The organism is Frankia umida (assembly GCF_023242945.1).
Lineage (GTDB): Bacteria > Actinomycetota > Actinomycetes > Frankiales > Frankiaceae > Frankia > Frankia umida.
Genome location: NZ_JALKFT010000014.1, coordinates 30,586 through 49,832, shown reverse-complemented (window position 1 = coordinate 49,832; position 19,247 = coordinate 30,586). Strand labels below are relative to the sequence as shown.

15 protein-coding genes are annotated in these 19,247 nt (G+C 71.1%); 6 read left to right on the top strand and 9 right to left on the bottom strand.

What is annotated here, in order from left to right; translation table 11 throughout:
- Nucleotide 1 precedes the first annotated feature (1 nt).
- The 3 genes from MXD59_RS15065 to MXD59_RS15055 form a co-directional block, all read right to left on the bottom strand.
- Nucleotides 2–1,204: a cytochrome P450 gene (locus tag MXD59_RS15065; RefSeq protein WP_248825366.1), complete on the bottom strand. Its 1,203-nt coding sequence runs from the start codon at nt 1,202–1,204 to the stop codon at nt 2–4.
- Nucleotides 1,201–2,385, bottom strand: coding sequence for an Rv3169 family protein (locus tag MXD59_RS15060; protein ID WP_248825365.1), 1,185 nt, complete (start codon nt 2,383–2,385; stop codon nt 1,201–1,203). Before MXD59_RS15060 ends, MXD59_RS15065 begins: the two co-directional genes overlap by 4 nt.
- Nucleotides 2,386–3,385: 1,000 nt before the next feature.
- Entirely contained in the window at nt 3,386–3,937 is a 552-nt protein-coding gene (locus tag MXD59_RS15055) for a MarR family winged helix-turn-helix transcriptional regulator (protein ID WP_308301714.1), read from the bottom strand.
- 209 nt (nt 3,938–4,146) lie between these two features.
- Here MXD59_RS15055 and MXD59_RS15050 point away from each other — a divergent pair, with 209 nt between their 5' ends.
- The gene (locus MXD59_RS15050; protein ID WP_248825364.1) at nt 4,147–5,862 is read left to right on the top strand and encodes a DHA2 family efflux MFS transporter permease subunit; all 1,716 of its coding nucleotides are present in this window, start codon (nt 4,147–4,149) and stop codon (nt 5,860–5,862) included.
- Between the two features lie 270 nt (nt 5,863–6,132).
- Here MXD59_RS15050 and MXD59_RS15045 read toward each other — a convergent pair whose 3' ends face one another.
- The 5 genes from MXD59_RS15045 to MXD59_RS15025 all read right to left on the bottom strand — a co-directional run bounded on the left by MXD59_RS15045 (nt 6,133) and on the right by MXD59_RS15025 (nt 12,798).
- Nucleotides 6,133–6,522, bottom strand: a complete 390-nt coding sequence (locus MXD59_RS15045) for a hypothetical protein (RefSeq protein WP_248825363.1) — start codon at nt 6,520–6,522, stop codon at nt 6,133–6,135.
- A gap of 31 nt (nt 6,523–6,553) precedes the next feature.
- Nucleotides 6,554–7,057: a hypothetical protein gene (locus tag MXD59_RS15040; protein ID WP_248813605.1), complete on the bottom strand. Its 504-nt coding sequence runs from the start codon at nt 7,055–7,057 to the stop codon at nt 6,554–6,556.
- Nucleotides 7,054–9,252 (bottom strand): PEP/pyruvate-binding domain-containing protein, encoded by a 2,199-nt coding sequence (locus MXD59_RS15035; RefSeq protein WP_248825362.1) that lies wholly within the window; start codon nt 9,250–9,252, stop codon nt 7,054–7,056. Before MXD59_RS15035 ends, MXD59_RS15040 begins: the two co-directional genes overlap by 4 nt.
- 67 nt (nt 9,253–9,319) lie before the next feature.
- Complete coding sequence (locus tag MXD59_RS15030; protein WP_248825361.1) at nt 9,320–9,985, bottom strand: phosphatase PAP2 family protein; 666 nt, start codon at nt 9,983–9,985, stop codon at nt 9,320–9,322.
- Between the two features lie 248 nt (nt 9,986–10,233).
- Nucleotides 10,234–12,798, bottom strand: a complete 2,565-nt coding sequence (locus MXD59_RS15025; protein WP_248825360.1) for a sensor histidine kinase — start codon at nt 12,796–12,798, stop codon at nt 10,234–10,236.
- Nucleotides 12,799–13,085: 287 nt separating this feature from the next.
- On the opposite strand from MXD59_RS15025, the gene MXD59_RS15020 reads away from it, so the two are divergent.
- From MXD59_RS15020 to MXD59_RS15000, 5 genes are read left to right on the top strand one after another with little or no spacing between them, the layout of a single operon-like run.
- Nucleotides 13,086–13,175, top strand: coding sequence for a potassium-transporting ATPase subunit F (locus tag MXD59_RS15020; RefSeq protein ID WP_163549796.1), 90 nt, complete (start codon nt 13,086–13,088; stop codon nt 13,173–13,175).
- The gene (gene kdpA / locus MXD59_RS15015; protein WP_248825359.1) at nt 13,175–14,887 is read left to right on the top strand and encodes a potassium-transporting ATPase subunit KdpA; all 1,713 of its coding nucleotides are present in this window, start codon (nt 13,175–13,177) and stop codon (nt 14,885–14,887) included. Before MXD59_RS15020 ends, kdpA begins: the two co-directional genes overlap by 1 nt.
- Nucleotides 14,884–17,349 carry a potassium-transporting ATPase subunit KdpB gene (kdpB, locus tag MXD59_RS15010; RefSeq protein ID WP_372512088.1) on the top strand — a complete coding sequence of 822 codons (2,466 nt, stop codon included), beginning with the start codon at nt 14,884–14,886 and terminating at the stop codon, nt 17,347–17,349. The genes kdpA and kdpB overlap by 4 nt, the downstream gene beginning before the upstream one ends.
- Nucleotides 17,350–17,352: 3 nt before the next feature.
- Nucleotides 17,353–18,255, top strand: coding sequence for a potassium-transporting ATPase subunit C (locus MXD59_RS15005; RefSeq protein ID WP_248825358.1), 903 nt, complete (start codon nt 17,353–17,355; stop codon nt 18,253–18,255).
- A 34-nt stretch (nt 18,256–18,289) separates the two neighbouring features.
- Nucleotides 18,290–18,994 carry a response regulator gene (locus MXD59_RS15000; RefSeq protein WP_248825357.1) on the top strand — a complete coding sequence of 235 codons (705 nt, stop codon included), beginning with the start codon at nt 18,290–18,292 and terminating at the stop codon, nt 18,992–18,994.
- A gap of 11 nt (nt 18,995–19,005) precedes the next feature.
- Here MXD59_RS15000 and MXD59_RS14995 read toward each other — a convergent pair.
- On the bottom strand, nt 19,006–19,247 hold a 242-nt coding region (locus tag MXD59_RS14995), incomplete at its 5' end, for a tetratricopeptide repeat protein (RefSeq protein ID WP_248825356.1).

Below are 19,247 nucleotides of genomic sequence, written 5' to 3'. Positions count from 1 at the left end.
GTCAGCTCGGGGTGAAACGGATGCGGATGCGGTCATAGGCGCGGGCGAACGTCGCCGGCATGATCTTCGGCTCGGTCGGGTCGACGAGCTCCCACTCCGGGATGCGGCGCAGCAGCTCCTCGAACATCACCCGGATCTCCAGCCGGGCGAGGTTCGCCCCCAGGCAGACGTGGGTGCCGAACCCGAACGCCAGATGCCGCAGCGAGGTGCGGGAGACGTCCAGGGTGTCGGGGTCGGTGAACGCCCGCGGGTCGCGGTTCGCCGCCGGGTAGAGCAGCAGGATCTCGTCGCCGGCCCTGATCTGCTGGCCGTGCAGCTCGTGGTCCTCGGTGGCGGTGCGGCTCATGTTCAGCACCGGCGACACCCAGCGGATGAACTCCTCGGTCGCCTTGGACGAGAGCAGTTCGGGCCTGGCCCGCAGCAGATCGCGCTGCGCCGGGTTCAGCGCCAGCTCGCGGATCATCGAGCCGATGACGGTCCGGGTCGTCTCGGCGCCGCCGTCGAGCAGCAGCAGCGTCTCCTCCAGCACCCGCTTGGTGGTCCAGCCCTGCCGGTGGGCCCACAGCGAGAGCAGGTCGTCCTTCGGCTCGACCCGGCGCTGGTTGATCAGCTCGGTGGTCGCCTCGCTGAAGTCGCGCAGGAGCCCCGGGATCTCCGGATGGGCGGTGTGCGGCGGCCCGGTCGGCGAGGTCTGCCCCGCCAGCAGCATGATCTGCTCCGACCAGAGCCGGACCTTCTCCCAGTCCGAGCGCGGGTAGCCCAACAGGTCGCCGATCATGATGGCCGGCAGTCGGGACGCGATCGCCTCGATCGCCTCGCACTCACCCAGCGGCGTCACCGCGTCGAGGATCTCGGTGACCACGTCGCGGACCTGCTGCTCGTGGTTGCGCATCGCCCGCGGCGCGAACTGCGGCGCGACCAGGACCCGCGCCGCGTGATGCTCCGGCTCATCCAGGTTGATCATGGACTCGTCGAGGCGCTGGTCGATATGCGGCCGCGAGCCGTTGAACGACGAATACAGGACGTCGTTCTTCTCCGCGGCCATCACGTCGGCGAAACGGGAGAACACCCAGAGCCGCTGCACCGAATCCCAGAACACCGGCGCCTCGTCACGCAGCCAGCGGTAGGACTCCCACGGATCCACGTAGAACTCGGGATCCAGCACGTTGATGTTGGTCCGCCGGTCGGCGGCGACGGTGGTCATGCCGAGTAGGACGCGCGGTAGTCGGTCTCCGCGGTCAGACCGAGTTCCGGCCAGACACCGTGGACGATGCTTTCCATGATTCCGTACCCCACTGCGTCCCCTTCACGGACCCGGATCGGTGTGTCACGCAGCTGCCCGAGCTCACGCGCGTGCTTGCCGAACCAGCAGTCGTCGATGTAGTCGCCTTCGAGGTGCAGTGGGCCCATCCAGGAGCCGTGGATGTGGCTGCCCCAGGACCCGTAGCCGCCGGTCTTCAGGAAGAAACCGGACTCACCGAGCGCCTCGACCTCGATGACCCGCCTGTCACCCGCCTCCGTGACGAGGTGCAGCTCGCCGCCCCGCACGAACCTGGTCCGCGGGTCGTAGCTGATGTGCACCTCGGCATCCCGGATCCGGGTCTGGGCGCCGCTGGCCTCGTTCACATAGGCCGACGCGTATCCCCACGCCCCCTGGGCCACGAAGACCGCCATCTCGTAGTAGCTGCCGTCCGGACGGCGCAGGAAGGCCGGCGTCCACTTCATCCCGCTGCGGTCCGCCGCATGGCCCGCCGTCGCGCCCGGCTGCGCGGCCGCGTTCTGGATGAGGTCGCTGGGCTGCACACCGACGGACTGCCGGATACCCCACGAATGATCCCGGAACCCGAACCACGAGTCGTCATCGATCTCGACGGTCTCCCCGTCCACCGTCACCGAACCGCGAACATGCCCACCCTGGTGATAACGCACGACGTTGATGTCGAGGCGCCCCGAGTTGCGATTGCGGACCAGGTTGCGGTCCTCGAAGAACGGTGGGGTCACACCCGTGAGGACCAGGTCGAACGAGATGGGCTGCACGTCGTTGGGCGCCAGCCGGAACCGCACCTGCTTCAGCGAGTCGAGGACCTCGTACTCGATCGGCCCGACGGTCGTCTCGTCCGGCGCGGAACGCAGCTCCCGGCTGCCCCGGACCGTCCACTGCTCACGCCCCCGCGACACCCCGGCGAACCCGTCGATGACACCCCGGTTGCGGTACTTGCCCAGCCCGAAGTCGACCTGAAGGGACCCGTCCGTGCTCGCGAGAGAGCCCCAGATCTTCTCCGTCCAGGCCAGATCGGACTCGGCGACGGTGGCGAAGGTGTCCACGATCTGGTGGTTGAGAGACTCGTCCGCGCCGGTGAGCGCCCCGATGTCCTTCGGTGCCATCTGAACCTGTCCCCTCGTGAGCGCGTGGCAGGCGCCGGTGGGCGACCCACCACCACCTCGGCACAGGAGCACCGCTGACCGTTCGGCCTGACCCGACCGCCGGCCTGCCCCTGGCTGCTCCCTGGCCGGTCCCTGGCCGGCCTCTGACCAACGCTGGCCGGCCCGTGACCATGGCGGATATCAGCCGCATCGGTGCCCCTGGCTTACAGCGGAACACTATTGCATGTTTGTCTCATCTCGCTCAAGGCGAGCGACCCCCCTGATCCACATCTTTTCCGACCTCCCGTCCCCGCTCCGGATCCCCGATCAGGCCTCTCGCTTCCGCTGCCCGTCCCCCGTCCCGTCTCTGTCTCCCGCTTCCTTCCAGTTCCTCCACCGCACCCCAGCTCCTCCACCGCACCCCAGCTCCTCCACCGCACCCCAGCTCCTCCACCGCATCCGGGCCGGCCCGATCCCGCTCCTGGCTTCCCAACCCTGCCGTCCTGGCTCGACGTATTCATCCGATTCCGTCGGGATGGAACGGACGGACTGTCGCGATCGCATTCCGTCACCCGGCCGGGTCTGACTCCGGTTCGCCTCCCGATGCGGGCCCGACTCGACCCTGCTGGCTTCTTCGGGTACCACGGTGCCGACCCTCGACCGTGACTACGGTCTGTGACGCTGCTGCCAAGGGTTGCGGATGTGCAGGATGCACAGGGGTTGTCGTGGGGGTGTTCGTGTCCGATATGCCCCCACGGCGACCCGTGTGGGCGGATCTTGCCCTGGGGCTTGTTGCGGCGCGTGGTGGCGGCGGGGGTGCGGGTGGGGGATCGGAGTCGTTGTCGGCGGCAAAACAATCATGGCCGCGACCCTGGGTGGGGCGACCCGGGTAGCGGTCACCCATCCGAACAGTGGACGAGAGGCGCAGAAAGCCGCTACCGGGAGCCAGGGATGGCCGGGTGGGCTGGCGTCGGCCTCGTGGGTCGGGGCGCGGGTGGACGGGCGGGTGCGGGCCGGACGCTCAGCGCTGGGTGAGTACCGGCGGGTCGGCGTCGGCGTCGGCTTCGACGTCGACGGGGTGGGGGCGCAGGGCCTGCGGGATGCCGGGTTCGCCGTCGACGACGCGTAGCAGCAGGTGCAGGAGCTGGGACTGCTCGTCGGGGGAAAGCCGTTGCAGGGAGGCGGGCGGGACGGACAGGAGCTCCTGCGCCCGGGCGAGCACGTGCTGGCCCTCGTCGGTGAGGGTGACGGTCTTGGCGCGCCGGTCGGTGGGGTGCGGCTCGCGGCGGGCGACGCCGCGGCGCTCCAGCAGGTCGACGACGCTGGTCAGGTAACTCGGGTCGTGGCGGAAGCTCTCGACCAGCGCACGCATCGGGCGTGGGCCGTTCGAGAGCACCAGCAGAAGTTTCAGGGCCGCCGGGGTGAGGTCGAGTTCCTGGCAGACGAGGCTCATGCGGCTGGGCGCCTCACCGCTGAAGGTCATTGCCAACATCGCCCGCCACGCCTCGCGGGCCACCTGGGTGCTGGCCGGGACGGCCGAGCTGGCCACGACGGCGGCGTGCTGGCTTGTCACGGTGCGGACTCCCTCGTAGGCGACCCCGGGCGCGCCTGGCTCAGGACCTGATCGTACGGTACATCACCTGCTCATACTATTGAAGACACAATATATTTGACTCAACTCAATGAATGCCTGATGCTGGAGCGGCGCCACGGTGCCCCAGTTGTCCTGGTTGTCCCGCCTGCCCCTGCTCGGCAGCCACCCCTCTCGCCAGGGAGATCCACGTGTCCGACCAGCCGAACGCGGCCTCGCCACCGGCCAGCGAGCCACCGGCGCCCGAGCCGCGAGCCACCGCACCCCAGGCCGCCGCACTACGACCCACTGCGCCGTCCGACCCTGGAACCACCGATGACGCCAAGCTCGATCCGGCGCTGATCCGCCTGGCCGCCACCGTCATGCTCGGCGCGATCATGGTCATTCTCGACACGACGATCGTGTCGGTGGCCATCCATGCGCTTGGCAACGAGTTCGACACCTCGCTGTCCACCATCTCCTGGGTCACCACCGGCTACCTGCTGGCCCTGGCCGTCGTGATCCCGCTGGCCGGCTGGTCGGTGCAGCGCTTCGGTGCGGTGCGGATGTGGAACATCTCGCTGTCGCTGTTCGTGCTCGGCAGCGTCCTGTGCGGGGTGGCCTGGTCGGCCCAGGCCCTGATCGCCTTCCGGATCCTGCAGGGCATCGGCGGTGGCATGATCATGCCGATCTGTATGACGCTGCTCGCCCAGGCGGCCGGCCCGAAGCGGATGAACAGGGTGATGAGCATCGTCGGTGTGCCGACGCTGATCGCACCCGTGCTCGGGCCGGTCGTCGGCGGTCTGATCGTCGATCACCTGAGCTGGCGCTGGATCTTCTACGTGAACGTGCCGATCGGTGCGGTCGCGTTGTTCCTGGCCTGGCGGGTGCTGCCGCGCGGCGACCGCGGTTCCGCGAGCCACCGGCTGGACGTGCCGGGCCTCGCGCTCATCTCACCGGGGCTGGCCGCGCTCGTCTACGGCCTGTCCGAAGCGGGTAACGGTGGCGGCTTCGGCGCGGCCAAGGTGCAGGTCAGCATCGCTGTCGGGCTGGTGCTGCTGGTCGGCTTCGTCGTGCATGCCCTGCGCCACGACAACGCCCTGCTCGACCTGCGACTGTTCCGCAACCGCACGTTCACCGTCGCGAGCATCGCCACGTTCGTCATCGGCGCCCTGCTGTTCGGCGCGTTGTTCCTGCTCCCGCTGTACTGGCAGGTCGCCCGTGGGGAGAGCGCCAGCGCCGCCGGCCTGCTGCTGGCCCCGCAGGGCCTGGGTGCCATGATCGCCATGGCGATCTCGGGGCGGGTCGCCGACCGGCGCGGCCCGCGGGCGGTCGTCCCCGTCGGTATGGCCCTGTCGCTGCTCGGCACGGTGGCGTTCACCCAGGTCGACGGGCACACCAACATCGCCCTGCTGACCAGTGCGCTGTTCGTGCGCGGCCTCGGGTTCGGCGCGACGATGATGCCCGCGATGGCCGCCGCCTACGCCACTCTCGAACCGTCGGCGGTGCCGCGGGCGACCACCACGCTGAACATCGTGCAGCGGGTCGGCGGGTCGTTGGCCACCGCGCTCGTCGCCGTCGAGCTGCAGCACGCCATCGCCCACCGGGTGCCGGGTGCGGCCGGGGGGGCGGCGCTCGCCGAGTCCGCCGGGGTGAAACTGCCCGGGCCGATCGCGGACCAGGTCGGCGAGGCGTTCGGCGTCACCTTCTGGTGGATCGTCGCGCTGACCGTCGTCGGCCTGATCGCCAGCCTCTTCCTCCCCGGCCGACCCGTCACCGCCCCCGCCGCCAGCGGCGGCGGCCCGTCCTCCAGCGGCGGTCCATCCGCCAGCATCACGTCGGACGCCTCGGATGCCTCGGGCGGCGAGGCCTTCGCCGATGGCCGGTCGGCGTCCCCACCCATCGAGCAGCCGGTCGCGGCCAAGTAGCGCCGCCGCGGTTCTGGCCTCCGCGGTTCCGGTAGCCCGCGGATCGCGGTCGAGATCATGGGATGCCGAGGGTTGTTGGGAAGTTACGGCCTCCGTATACCTGACAACCCTCGGCATGCGACCGTTCAACCCTCGGCATCCGACCGTGGCCCGGTGCTCCGGTCGCCGACGTGCGGGAAGGGCGTGACCGGCGTTCACCTGCATGACAGGGCGCGGCTCCGTCGGGTCCGCAGGCGTGGACGTGTGGGTGTGGCGGTCGGCAGGGGCTGGTCAGGCGGGCCCGGAGTCCATGCTGATGACCGTGCCCTGGATGTGGCTGAGGACCAGATCCTCGAGGCAGCCGCGCAGGCGGCGGCGGGTGTCCGCGGGCAGCGACGGGTGCAGGACCGCCTGGTAGGTGCGGGGAGGGCGGTTGTCCTGGGGGGCGGGGTCCTCCTGGTCGTCCCAGCCGATGGTGGCGATGCAGGTGTGCCACAGGGCGCCGGCGGCGAAGGTGTCGCCGTGCCGGTTGCCGCGTTCGCTGACGGTGAAGACGACCGTGGTGCGGTCGTGCTGACCGGCGCCGCCGTGGTACTCGGTCGCCTCCTGCAGAAGCTGCACACCGAACAGGACGGCTACCGCCGCGACGACCAGCACGATCACCGACCGTCCGGCGGTCATGGCCGTCCCGCCGTGGCTGTTGCCGTCGCGGTCATCGGGGGCTCGAGGGCTGGCGGAGCAGGCGCAGGGGGTCGAGGGAGGTGTCGAGCAGACCACCGGGCGGGGGGCCCAGCCGGGCCATGGTCGCGGCCACGCCGGCATCGGCGGTGCCACCGGCGGTGGCGCGGGCGAGACGTTCGACCACCCAGGCGAGTCCGGACAGCAGCAGGCCCGCGCCCATCAGGATCGGGATGAACACCGGCGCGGACGATCCGTCCGCGCGCATCCAGTCGAACACGGCGCTGCGGGGAGCGGGCGCTTCACGCAACCGCGTCTCGATGCGGTGGCGTCGGTCGGAATCGCTGTTCACCTGGGAGGTGAGCCGGCTGATCCGGTTCAACAGGGTGACCGCGATCAGCATCATCTCGACGGCGATGAAGATTCCACCGCTGATCAGAGCCCGGTTCCACTCCCACCGGTACAGGTAGACGAAGAAGTACGCACCGGCGCCGAGCAGCGTGATCGCGCCGATTCCGGTAACCAGGCCCCGTCTCATCCGCCCACCGCCTCACTGTGATCCGTCGACGCGGCGGTCGTGCCCCCGCCGCGGTTCTCGCCGTCCCCGTCCCCGTTGAGATGGGTGATCTCGCCGGTGCTGCCGTCGACCAGGACCTCGTCACCGTCGGGGAAGGAGGCTCTGGCGTCGGGAACGCCGATGACGGCGGGGATGCCGTTCTCGCGGGCGAGGATCGCGAGGTGACTCAGAGGACTACCGGTGACGGAGACAAGCGCCGCGAGGTCGGGCAGCGCGCCGGCGAGCGCCGGGTCGAGGGTCTCCACGACGAGGACCCGTCCGGCGGAGGCCGCGGGATCGTGGGTGACCAGACCGCGGGCACGTCCGGGGCTGACACCCTGGGTCGCACCGGCCGCCGCCCGGGTCGCCACGACCTGGCCATCGGAGGAGAGCCGGAACGCCGCGGGCAGGGTCGCACCCGACGAGCCCGTCCCCGCCGTCCCGCCGGATGCGCCGGCGGCGATCGCGTGGGATGCCGTCAGGTCGCGCAGCTGGGTGAGGGTGAGATGGCGGACGTCGGAGGGATGGTGCAGCTGGCCGTGGCGCACGAGACGTCGGCCGAGTTCCATCGCGGCGCGGGCGGTCACCTCGTGCAGCCAGCGGGCCCGTAGCCGCATGGCCTCCCGGGCCACGGCGATCGGGTCGTCGCCGATGCCGCTGGGCGCCCGAACATAGGCGGGGGTGGCCGGCAGCGGTGCCGGTACGCCGATGGACGGTGGGATCAGCGCCAGCGCCTCGGGGTGGCGGGCGATGATCTCCACGTCGGTCAGGTCGTCGTCGCGGGCGTGCGAGACGGCGGCCAGGGCCACGGCGGCACCGGTGGTGGCGCTGGCCCGGGCGTCCAGGAAGAAGCCGGCGAGGACCTCGTGGGCGTGGATGCCGCGCAGGGTGATGGCCGCGTTGATGAACAACAGGTGCAGCTGGGCGTCGGCCAGGGTGGCGAGGTCGGGGACGGCACGCAGGTCGGCGTCGATCTCCTCGGCGAGGTCCGCGACGATCGCGGGGAACGCCGCGCGTAGCCGCCCGAGCCGCCAGGCCGCGCGCAACCGGCGAAATCCCGGCCGCGGGTCGATCGGACTCCACCACCGCTTCGACTTGATCACGCCGAGGGCTTCGAGGTCGACGGCGACCCGTCCCTGCACGTCGATGACGAACCGGCGGCGCAGCGCCGCCCCACCGGCCGCACCGGACAGCCGCAGTGCCTCGCGGATCCCGTCCTCCAGCGGCGCCAGCCACAGGTCGAGTTCGAGGCGCGACAGCGGTTCGGGGAACGTCTCGGCGACCGGACCCGGCCCGAAGACCCGGCCGTGCGCGACCGGCACCGCGGCGGTGATCGGTCGGCTCTGCAGCAGCCGCAGCACGCCGTTCGGTTCGATCAGCCATTCCATGTCCTGCGGGGCGCCGAACACCTTCGCCGTGCGCCGGGCGAGGCGGGCGAGCTGGCGGCGCTGGTGGGCGTGCACCGTGGCCGGGATCGCGCCGTCCACCGAGGTCAGCCGGCCGCGGCGGCTCAGCAGGACCGTCGTGCCGGTGACCTGGCCGCTGACGATGGCCTCGGGCAGCCCGTCGGTCATCGACACCAGGATCCGCTTGGGATTTCCGGTCAGCGGGTCCAGCCCGAACATCACCCCGCCGAGGCGCGCCTGCGCCATCGGCTGCACCAGCACCGCGATCGGCATCGGCTCCTGCGAGCCGCCGACCTCCGCCGCGGATGCCACAACCCTGCCGACGGCGTCGACGAACGCCGCCCAGCCGGTGACATGCAGAACCGAGAGGAACTGACCGGCGTAGGACGAGGACGCCGAGTCCTCCGCCACCGACGACGACCGCACCGCGAGCGGCCGCTCACCGCCGTCGGTCAGCTCCCGCCAGCGGTCGTACAGCACGCCGCCGCCGTCGGTCGCCGGCAGCCCGCCGGGACGGCCCGGGTCGGTCGCGAGGGTGGTGACGACGAACCCGGGGATGATCGGCAGCCCGGCGCGGGCGGCCACCGCGAGGTTGGCGGCCTTCGCCCCGACCAGCGCCACGTCACTCGCCGCCGCCTCCGAGAGGCGCACGACCAGCTGGTCGCCGGGGGATTCGGCCTCGTCCGACCCGCCGGTGGCGCCGTTCGCGACGCCGCCGGTGGCGTCGTTCGGCGTCCCCGGGACCAGGGTGGTGGCGTTCTGATCTGGCATCTCGCCCCCAGAAACGACGGGTCCGGACGAAGGCGACGATACCCAGCGGTGTGCTGTTCAGATCGTGTTAAGAATGAGATATCCGGCAGTGACGCCGGTCATGTATGCGGTGGAACGCGCGGTCCAGCACGGTGAGCAGTACCAGGTCGGCGAGCACCCCGGCGACGACGTCGCTGGGCCAGTGCACGCCGAGGTACACCCGGGTCGAACCGATCGCCACGATCATCGCGACCGAGGCGATGGCGCAGATCCGCCAGACCCGCCGGGACGACACGTACAGCGAGACGACCAGCGGAACCATGCCCCACAGCGCCGCCGCGGCCATCACATGCCCGCACGGGAACGAGTAGCCGACGCCGTTGACCATCCGGTCGATGTTCGGCCGGGGCCGCCCGACGACCAGCTTGCCGGTGAACTCGACCAGTGGCCGCAGCGCCGTGACCGCGAGGATCGTCGCGCCCGCCACCCGGCACCGGGCCAGGGCGATGAGCCCGAGCAGCGGCCCGAGGGTGTAGACCACCTGCGAACTGCCGAGGAACGAGATCCGCCGGACGATGTGATCCATCGTCGGCGTGCGCTGGTCGATGACCCACGACTCGATCGGATGATCCACCAACCGGACGAGCACATCGTTGGCCCAGTAGACAGTGACGGCCAGGACCGCGAACGCCGTGACCAGCCCGGCGAGGTGCTGCGGCGTGCGGACGATCAGCGGCGCCGCGGACGTCGGCACATGCCGCTGCCGGCCCCGCGGAACGGAGGGCGTCAGGGAACGGGGGGACGTGAGGGTATCCGTGACAACAGTCATTGGAAACCAAGAATAGGTGGCTGTACCCACCCTGGCCACCCAACAAACCCCCACGGGCCACGTCGCTACACCCGGTCACGGCACCCGACCTGGAGTTTCGCATTGGGGTCGATGAAGGGCGCTGCCGCGCCCGTCCACAGGTCGGCGGGGTCGGCCGTGAGCGTGTGTCGAGGTCAGTCCAGATTGTCGAACGGCTGTGGTGGTGCGGACGCCGGGAGGCTGATGACCATGGTGAGGCCGCCGGCGGGGGTGTCCTCGGGGGTGAGGGTGCCGTGCATGGCTTCGGTGAGGCCGCGGGCCAGGGCCAGGCCCAGACCGACACCGGTGGTGTTGTCGCGGTCGCCGAGGCGTTGGAACGGGCGGAAGACCTGCTCGCGGGCGTCGGCGGGGATGCCGGGGCCGTGATCGACCACGCGGAGTTCGACGCGGCCGGCGAGGTGGCTGGCGGTGATGGTCGGCGGGCGGCCTTCGGGGGAGTGGCGCAGGGCGTTGGCGGCCAGGTTCACCAGGACCCGTTCCAGCAGGGCGGGGTCGGCGTCCACGGTGGGCAGGTCGTCCGGCAGACGGATGGGGATGGCCCGGGCGGGGGGTCCGAGTTCGGCCAGGGCGTGCGGGATGACGTCGTCCAGTCCGATCGGGCGGGGGAAGACGCTGAGCGCCCCGGCCTGCAGGCGGGAGAGGTCCAGCAGGTTCTCGACCAGGCGGGTGAGGCGGTCGAGTGACTCGTCCGCGGTGGCGAGCAGTTCGTCGCGTTCATCCGGTGCCAGCAGGTCACTGCCGCCGCGCAGGCCGGTGACGGACGCCTTCGCCGCGGCCAGCGGGGTGCGTAGATCATGGCTGACGGCGGCGAGCAGGGCGGTGCGGACCCGGTCGGCCTCGGCGATCGGGGCGGCCTGGGCCGCGGCTTCGGCGAGGCGGCGCCGTTCGAGGGCGACGGCGGCCTGGGCGGCGAACGCGGTGAGGATGCGCCGGTCGGAGGCGGGTAGCGGCCGGCCGGTGAGCACCAGCGCCAGATCATCGCCGATCGGGACGTCCACCGCGCCCTGCCCCGGGCGGGTGCACGCGTCCGGTCCCACTGACAGCACCGTCCGCCAGCCGTCCCGGTCGGGGGTGTCGGTGGGGAGACGTTCGAGCAGGGTCGCGGAGGTCATGGCGAAGGTCTCGCGGGCGCGTTCGAGCAGGGCGGGCAGGGCATCCTCGCCGCGTAGGACACTGCCGGCGAGCACGGAGAGGGTCGCGGCCTCGGCGGAGGCGCGCACGGCCTGGGCGTAGCGGTGGGCGGAGGTGTCGACGACCCGGCTGACCATGGCAGCGACCAGGACGAAGCCGGCGATGGCGAGGGCGTCGTTGCCGTCGGCGATGGTCCACCGGTGCAGCGGCGGCACGAAGTAGTAGTTCAACAGCAGCCCGCTGGCCAGCGCGCACAGCAGTGCCGGCAGGAACCCGCCGACGATCGACATCGCCACCACGATGATCAGATAGCCGAGGATGTCGAGGGACAGGTCGACGCTGTCCCGGCCCTGGACGAGCAGCGCCGTCAGCGCCGGCAGCAACGCGACTGTCAGCACCATGGCGAGGAGCCGGCGGCGTGGGTCCAGGCCGCGGCGGGCCCGGGGAAGCCGGAAGCCGGTGCCGCCGACCTCCGAGTGGGTGACCATGTGGACGTCGATCGGGCCGGACAGGTTCGTCGTGGTCACCCCGATGCCGGGATGCAGGATGCGGGCGAGGCGGCTGCGGCGGCTCGCCCCGAGGACGAGCTGGGTGGCGTTGGACGCCCGGGCGAAGTCGAGCAGCGCGACGGGCACGTCCTCGCCGACGACCTGGTGGAAGGTGCCGCCGAGGCTCTCGACGAGCCGGCGCTGGCCGCCGAGCGCGCCAGGGTCAGCGCCGGTGAGCCCGTCGGAGCGGGCGACGTGGACGGCGAGCAGGTCCGCGCCCCTGGCCCGGGCGGCGATCCTGGCCGCGCGGCGGATCAGCGTGTCGCCTTCGGGGCCGCCGGTGAGCGCCACGACGACCCGCTCCCGGGTCTCCCACACACCGGCGATGCGATGCTCGGCGCGGTAACGGTCAAGCTGGTCGTCGACCTTGCCGGCGAGCCAGAGCAGGGCGAGTTCGCGCAGCGCGGTGAGGTTGCCGGGGCGGAAGTAGTTCGCCAGCGCCGCGTCGACCCGCTCGGCGGTGTAGATGTTGCCGTGCGCCATCCGCCGGCGCAGCGCCTCGGGGGCCATGTCGACCAGTTCCACCTGGTCGGCCTGGCGCACCACCTCGTCGGGCACGGTCTCGCGCTGCGCCACCCCGGTGATCGTCTCGACGACGTCGTTGAGGGACTCCAGGTGCTGGACGTTCACCGTGGAGATGACGTCGATGCCGGCGGCGAGCAGCTCCTGGACGTCCTGCCACCGTTTGTCGTTGCGGCTGCCCGGGACGTTGGTGTGCGCGAGCTCGTCGACGACGGCGACCTTCGGCGCGCGGGCCAGCACCGCGTCGAGATCGAGCTCGGTGAACGACGCGCCGCGGTGCTCGACGGACCGGCGCGGAACCACCGCCATCCCCGCGAGCACGGCCGCGTCGACCATGGCGGCGGTGTGCCGGCGGCCATGCGTCTCGACCAGGCCGATGACGACGTCGGTGCCCCGGTCGAGGCGCCGACGGGCCTCGTCGAGGGCGGCATAGGTTTTTCCGACCCCGGGTGCGGCGCCCAGGTAGATCCGCAGAGTTCCCCGTCCCACACCGCCCATCCTGCACCTGTCCGGGCTGCGTGGGAACCAGCGGAACCGCCGTAGTGGTCGGCCTCTCCATTCGATGTTAGCGGCGCGTGAGAATACCCGGGGTGGCTGTTATAAGCCTGTGACAGGGCTTCTTTTCCGACTTTCCTGGCGCTTTACTGGGATCGCTGGTCGTGGGCTCTGTACCAGGGCGGTACGTCGGGGTGGAGGAGGCGAAGGATGCAAGACGTCATATACGTCCTGCTGACGCTGGGATGTTTCGCGCTGCTGGCGCTTGTCTGTCGCGGAGTGGAAAAACTGTGAACGCGGAGAACATAGCCGGCCTGGTGCTGTCGATCGGGCTGGGAATATTCGTGCTGGCCGCACTGGTTTTTCCGGAACGGTTCTGATGTCGACGAACGTCGCCGGAGTGCTCGCCGTCGCACTGCTGGTCGCGCTGCTGTGCGCGGGCTACCGCCCGCTGGGCGACCACATGTACCGGGTGTACACCGATCGGCGGCATCTGCGCGTCGAACGGGTCATCTACCGGCTGACCGGGGTCAACCCGGACGCGGGGCAGCGCTGGGGGGTGTACGCCCGCAGCGTGCTGGCGTTCTCACTGGTCAGCGTGCTGCTGCTGTATCTGTTGGAGCGGGTTCAGGCACATCTGCCGGGCAGTCTCGGTTTCGCTGGTGTGGCGCCGCCGTTGGCGTGGAACACCGCGGTCAGCTTCATGACGAACACGAACTGGCAGGCGTACTCGGGCGAGTCGACGATGGGCCATCTGGTGCAGATGGCGGGCCTGGCGGTGCAGAACTTCGTGTCCGCGGCGGTCGGCATCTCGGTGGCGATCGCGGTCGTGCGCGGCCTGGCCCATCGCCGTGCGCCGGTCGCGCCCGGCGCCGGCAGCCGCGACAACGCGCTGGACGCCGGCGAGGAGCTCGGGAACTTCTGGGTCGACCTGACCCGCACGGTCATCCGGCTGCTGCTGCCGATCGGTGTGCTCGCGGCCCTGGTGCTCATCGCCGGCGGGGCGATCCAGAACCTGCACGGCGTCCGGCTCGTCGACACCCTCACCGGCGGCCATCAGGCGATCACCGGCGGGCCGGTCGCCAGCCAGGAGGCGATCAAGGAGCTCGGCACCAACGGCGGCGGCTTCTACAACGTCAACTCCGCGCATCCCTTCGAGAACCCCACCTCGTGGACGAACCTGTTCGAGATCTACCTGCTGCTCGTGCTCCCCTTCTCCCTGCCGCGCACCTTCGGCCGGATGGTCGGCGACCGTCGCCAGGGCCTCGTGATCGTCTCGGTGATGGCGGTGCTCGCGATCGGCAGCCTGACCGCCGGCGCGGCGTTCCAGGCCGTCCACCACGGCACGGTGCCGACCGCGGTCGGAGCCGCCACCGAGGGGACCGAAACGCGGTTCGGGGTACCGAACTCGTCGCTGTTCGCCACGGCCACGACCCTCACGTCGACCGGCGCGGTCAACTCCTTCCACGACTCCTACACCAGCCTCGGCGGCGCCACGCTGCTGTTCAACATGATGCTCGGCGAGATCGCCCCCGGCGGGACCGGTTCCGGCCTCTACGGCATGCTGGTCCTCGCCGTCATCACCGTGTTCGTCGCCGGACTGATGATCGGACGCACCCCGGAGTATCTGGGTAAACGCATCGGGTCGAGGGAGATCCGGTTCGCCGCGATGTACTTCCTCATCACCCCGGCCATCGCGCTGCTCGGTACCGGAATCGCCATGGGACTTCCAGGTGAACGTGCCTCGATGCTGAACTCCGGGGCCCATGGGCTTTCCGAGGTGCTGTACGCGTTCACGTCGGCGGCGAACAACAACGGCTCGGCGTTCGCCGGGATCTCGGTGAACACCACCTGGTACAACACCGCGCTCGGTCTGGCGATGCTTCTCGGCCGGCTGCTGCCGATGCTGTTCGTCCTCGCCATGGCCGGTTCGTTCGCCCGCCAGCAGCCGCTGCCGGCCACCGCCGGAACGCTGCCCACCCACCGGCCACAGTTCGCCGGCATGCTCGCCGGCACCGCCGTGATCCTCGTCGCGCTGACGTTCTTCCCGGCCCTCGCCCTCGGCCCGCTCGCGGAAGGAATGCACGCGTGAGTACCACCCTGACCGCCGCCGGCCACGAGGGCTCTGCCGGCCACGAGGGCTCTGCCGGCCACGAAGGCGCCGCGGGCCATGAGGGGCCGAGCGGCCCGCGGCGGGTCGGCGGCGGTGTCCTCGACCCGCGTCAGCTGGCCCGTGGCCTGCCCGACGCGCTGCGCAAGCTCGACCCGCGCACCCTGTGGCACAACCCGGTCATGTTCATCGTCGAGGTCGGCGCCGCGTACACCACCGTGCTGGCCGTCGCGGACCCGTCGGTGTTCGGCTGGCTGATCACCGGCTGGCTCTGGCTGACCGTCGTGTTCGCCAACCTCGCCGAAGCGGTCGCCGAAGGACGCGGCAAAGCCCAGGCCGCGGCGCTGCGCCGCACCCGCGGTGACACGGTCGCCCACCGGCTCACCGCGTCCGACTGGTCCCCCGGCGACCCACCCGAGACGGTCACCACGGCGGACGTCCCGGCACCGCAGTTGGCCCGCGGTGATCTCGTCGTCGTGGTCGCGGGGGAGAACGTTCCCGGCGACGGCGATGTCGTCGAGGGCATCGCCAGCGTCGACGAGTCGGCGATCACCGGCGAGTCGGCGCCGGTGATCCGCGAGTCCGGCGGCGACCGCAGTTCGGTCACCGGCGGGACGCGGGTGCTCTCCGACCGGATCGTCGTGCGGATCACCCAGCAGCCCGGGGAGAGCTTCATCGACCGGATGATCGCCCTGGTGGAGGGCGCCGACCGCCGCCGCACCCCCAACGAGATCGCACTGAACATCCTGCTCGCGGCGCTGACCGTGATCTTCCTGCTGGCCGTCGCCACCTTGCAGCCGCTCGCCGCCTACACCAGGAACCTGCAACCCGCCCTGCCCGACTCGGCGACCCTCACCGGCCACGGCATCACCGGCATCGTGCTGGTCTCGCTGGTCGTCTGCCTGATCCCGACGACGATCGGCGCGCTGCTCTCGGCGATCGGCATCGCCGGCATGGACCGCCTCGTCCAACGCAACGTCCTGGCGATGAGCGGCCGGGCCGTCGAGGCCGCCGGCGACGTCGGCACCCTGCTGCTCGACAAGACCGGCACCATCACCTTCGGTAACCGCCAGGCCCGGGCGTTCCTGCCCGTCGGCGGGATCGACCCACTGATGCTCGCGGATGCGGCCCAACTGTCGTCCCTGGCGGACGAGACCCCCGAGGGCCGCTCGGTCGTCGTGTTCGCCAAGGAACATCACGGCCTGCGTGAACGCGCCCCCGGCGAGCTGCGTACCGCCACCTTCGTCCCCTTCACCGCCCAGACCAGAATGTCCGGCGTCGACCTCACCGAGATCACCTCCCCCGTCCCCCCGGACGACCCCCCCAGCCCGGACAGCCCCACCAGCCCGGACAGCCCCACCAGCCCGGACGGCTTCACCAGCCCGGACAGCTCCACCAGCCCGGACGGCCTGACGGGTTCGGACGGCCCGGCCGGGTCGGAGGGTTCTGGGCGGCGCCGGCAGATCCGCAAGGGTGCGGCGAGCGCGGTCGTGGCCTGGGTGCGCGCGGCCGGCGGGACGGTGCCGGACGAGCTCGCCGAGATCGTCGACCGCGTCTCCGCCGCCGGCGGCACCCCCCTGGTCGTCGCCGAGATCACGACCTCGGACGCACTCCCGAACGCCCCGACCGCCGCCAGCCCGTCCAGCTCAGGCCCGTCCAGCTCAGGCCCGTCCAGCTCAGGCCCGTCCAGCGTCGGGCAGGGTCGGGTGCTGGGGGTCATCCAGCTCTCGGATGTGGTCAAGACCGGGATGCGCGAGCGGTTCGACGAGATGCGCCGGATGGGCATCCGCACCGTCATGATCACCGGTGACAATCCGCTGACCGCGAAGGCCATCGCCGAGGAGGCGGGCGTCGACGACTTCCTCGCCGAGGCCACCCCCGAGGACAAGCTGGCGCTCATCCGCGCCGAGCAGGCGAACGGCACGCTCGTCGCGATGACCGGGGACGGCACGAACGACGCCCCGGCGCTCGCCCAGGCCGACGTCGGCGTCGCGATGAACACGGGGACGTCCGCGGCGAAGGAGGCCGGCAACATGGTCGACCTCGACAGCGACCCGACGAAGCTGATCGAGATCGTCGAGATCGGCAAGCAGCTGCTCATCACCCGCGGCGCCCTGACCACGTTCTCCATCGCCAATGACGTGGCGAAGTACTTCGCGATCATTCCGGCGCTGTTCGCCGGGGTGTACGGCGGCCTGGACCGGCTCAACGTCATGCGGCTGGCCACACCGGAGTCGGCGATCCTGTCCGCGGTCATCTTCAACGCGCTGGTCATCGTCGCGCTGATTCCGCTGGCGTTGCGCGGGGTGCGTTACGTCCCGAGCAGTGCCAGTGCGCTGCTGTCGCGGAACCTGACCCGCTACGGCCTCGGTGGCATCGTCGCGCCGTTCGTCGGCATCAAACTCATCGACCTGCTGATCCAGTTCGTCCCGGGGGTGGGCTGACCCATGTTCGCGCGACTTCCCGGCTGGGCCCGTAGTCACCTGGCCGCCCTGCGCATCCTGCTGGTGTTCACCGTCGTCTGTGGCCTGGCGTATCCGCTGGCGCTGCTGGCGGTCGCCCAGCTGCCCGGTCTGCATGACCGGGCGGACGGTTCGCTGGTCACCGACACCCGCGGCCGCACGGTCGGCTCGGCGCTGATCGGCCAGTCGTTCACCGACGGTGACGGCAACCCGATCCCGCGGTATTTCCAGTCCCGCCCGTCGGCCGCCGGCGACGGTTATGACCCGACGTCCACCTCGGCGTCGAACCTCGGCCCCGAGGATGTCGTCGACACCTTCGACGACCCGGCCACCCGCGACGCCGACGAGACCCGACAGAGCCTGCTCACCCAGGTCTGCGCCCGCAGCCACGACATCGGCGCGTTCGACGGCGTCGACGGCCGCCGCCCCTACTGCACCGCCGGCGGCGTCGGCGCGGTCCTCGCCGTCTACCACGCCGGCCCCGGCTACACCGGCCCGATCACCCGGGTGATCAGCGTGGACGAACTGTGCCCCGCGAAGCCGTTCCTCACCACCTACGACGGGGTGACGGTCAGCTGCCGCACACTCGGCGATGATGTCGCCGCCGGCCGGCAGGTGCTCGTCCGCGGCGACGCCCCGGCGCGTCCCGCCGTGCCCGCCGACGCGGTGACCGCCTCCGGCAGCGGCCTCGACCCGCAGATCAGCACCGCCTACGCTGATCTGCAGATCGCCCGGGTCGCCCGCACCCGAGGGCTGCCCGCGGCGCGGGTCCAGTCTCTGGTGGCCGCGCACACCACCGGCCGGGCCCTCGGCTTCCTCGGCGAACCGGCCGTGAACGTGCTGAACCTCAACCGAGCACTCGACGCGCTCACCCCGGCGCGGCAGTAGAAGCAGCGGTAGAAACGGGACGGAGGGGACGCGGGTGACCCGGATTCTGCTCGTCGAGGACGAACCGCAGCTGCTACGCGCCCTGCGGATCAACCTGCACAGCCGCGGCCATGAGGTCCGCGCCGCCACCGGGGGCGCCCAGGCGCTCGCCGAGGCCGCCGGCCACCCGCCCGACCTGGTCGTCCTCGACCTCGGCCTGCCCGACCTGGACGGCGTCGACGTCATCCGCGGCCTGCGCGGCTGGACCCGCGTCCCCATCATCGTTCTCTCCGGCCGCACCTCCGGCCCCGACAAGATCGCCGCCCTGGACGCCGGCGCCGACGACTACGTGACCAAACCGTTCTCCATCGAGGAATTGCTCGCCCGCATCCGCGCCGTCACCCGCCGCGCCACTCCCACCGAAACCGCCCCCATCATCACCCTCGGCCACCACCGCATCGACTTCACCACCAAAACCGCCACCGTCCTTGTGGACGGGGCACCCGGCGGAGCAGAGCCGTCGGGCTCCCTGCGCCTGACACCGACGGAGTGGCGGCTGCTGGAGGTTCTGGTCCGAGAGCCCGGCAAGCTGATCTCCACGCGGGCGCTGCTCGACCAGGTCTGGGGCCCCGGCCACGGCGACGACACCTCCAGCCTGCGCCTCTACGTCAACCGCCTACGCCGCAAGCTCGAACCCGACCCCTCCCGCCCCCGCCACCTCACCACCGAACCCGGCATGGGCTACCGCTACCAGCCATAAAAGAGGATCACCTACGCATCCGCGGTGGTTCCTTCGCCGCCGATGCAGCGGGCGAGATTCGCCGCGACGGTACGTGTCAGCGGATGGTCAGAACCAAGGACGCGCCGGCAGTCGGTGAGGGTCTGTTCGTACAGGTCGGTGGCGTCGGTGAGGCGTCCCGCGGTCTGGTAGGCGCCGGCGAGGTTGTGGCGGGAGGTCAGGGTGTTGGGGTGGTCGGGGCCGAGGATGCGGACGCGGTCGGTGAGGGTCTGTT

What these genes read in the sequence shown, in the direction of transcription:
- MXD59_RS15065 (WP_248825366.1), bottom strand. Translation starts at nt 1,204, where the DNA reads ATGACCACCGTCGCCGCCGACCGGCGGACCAACATCAACGTGCTGGAT.
- MXD59_RS15060 (WP_248825365.1), bottom strand. Translation starts at nt 2,385, where the DNA reads ATGGCACCGAAGGACATCGGGGCGCTCACCGGCGCGGACGAGTCTCTC.
- MXD59_RS15045 (WP_248825363.1), bottom strand. Translation starts at nt 6,522, where the DNA reads ATGACCGCCGGACGGTCGGTGATCGTGCTGGTCGTCGCGGCGGTAGCC.
- MXD59_RS15040 (WP_248813605.1), bottom strand. Translation starts at nt 7,057, where the DNA reads ATGAGACGGGGCCTGGTTACCGGAATCGGCGCGATCACGCTGCTCGGC.
- MXD59_RS15035 (WP_248825362.1), bottom strand. Translation starts at nt 9,252, where the DNA reads ATGCCAGATCAGAACGCCACCACCCTGGTCCCGGGGACGCCGAACGAC.
- MXD59_RS15025 (WP_248825360.1), bottom strand. Translation starts at nt 12,798, where the DNA reads ATGGGCGGTGTGGGACGGGGAACTCTGCGGATCTACCTGGGCGCCGCA.
- kdpA (WP_248825359.1), top strand. Translation starts at nt 13,175, where the DNA reads ATGTCGACGAACGTCGCCGGAGTGCTCGCCGTCGCACTGCTGGTCGCG.
- MXD59_RS15005 (WP_248825358.1), top strand. Translation starts at nt 17,353, where the DNA reads ATGTTCGCGCGACTTCCCGGCTGGGCCCGTAGTCACCTGGCCGCCCTG.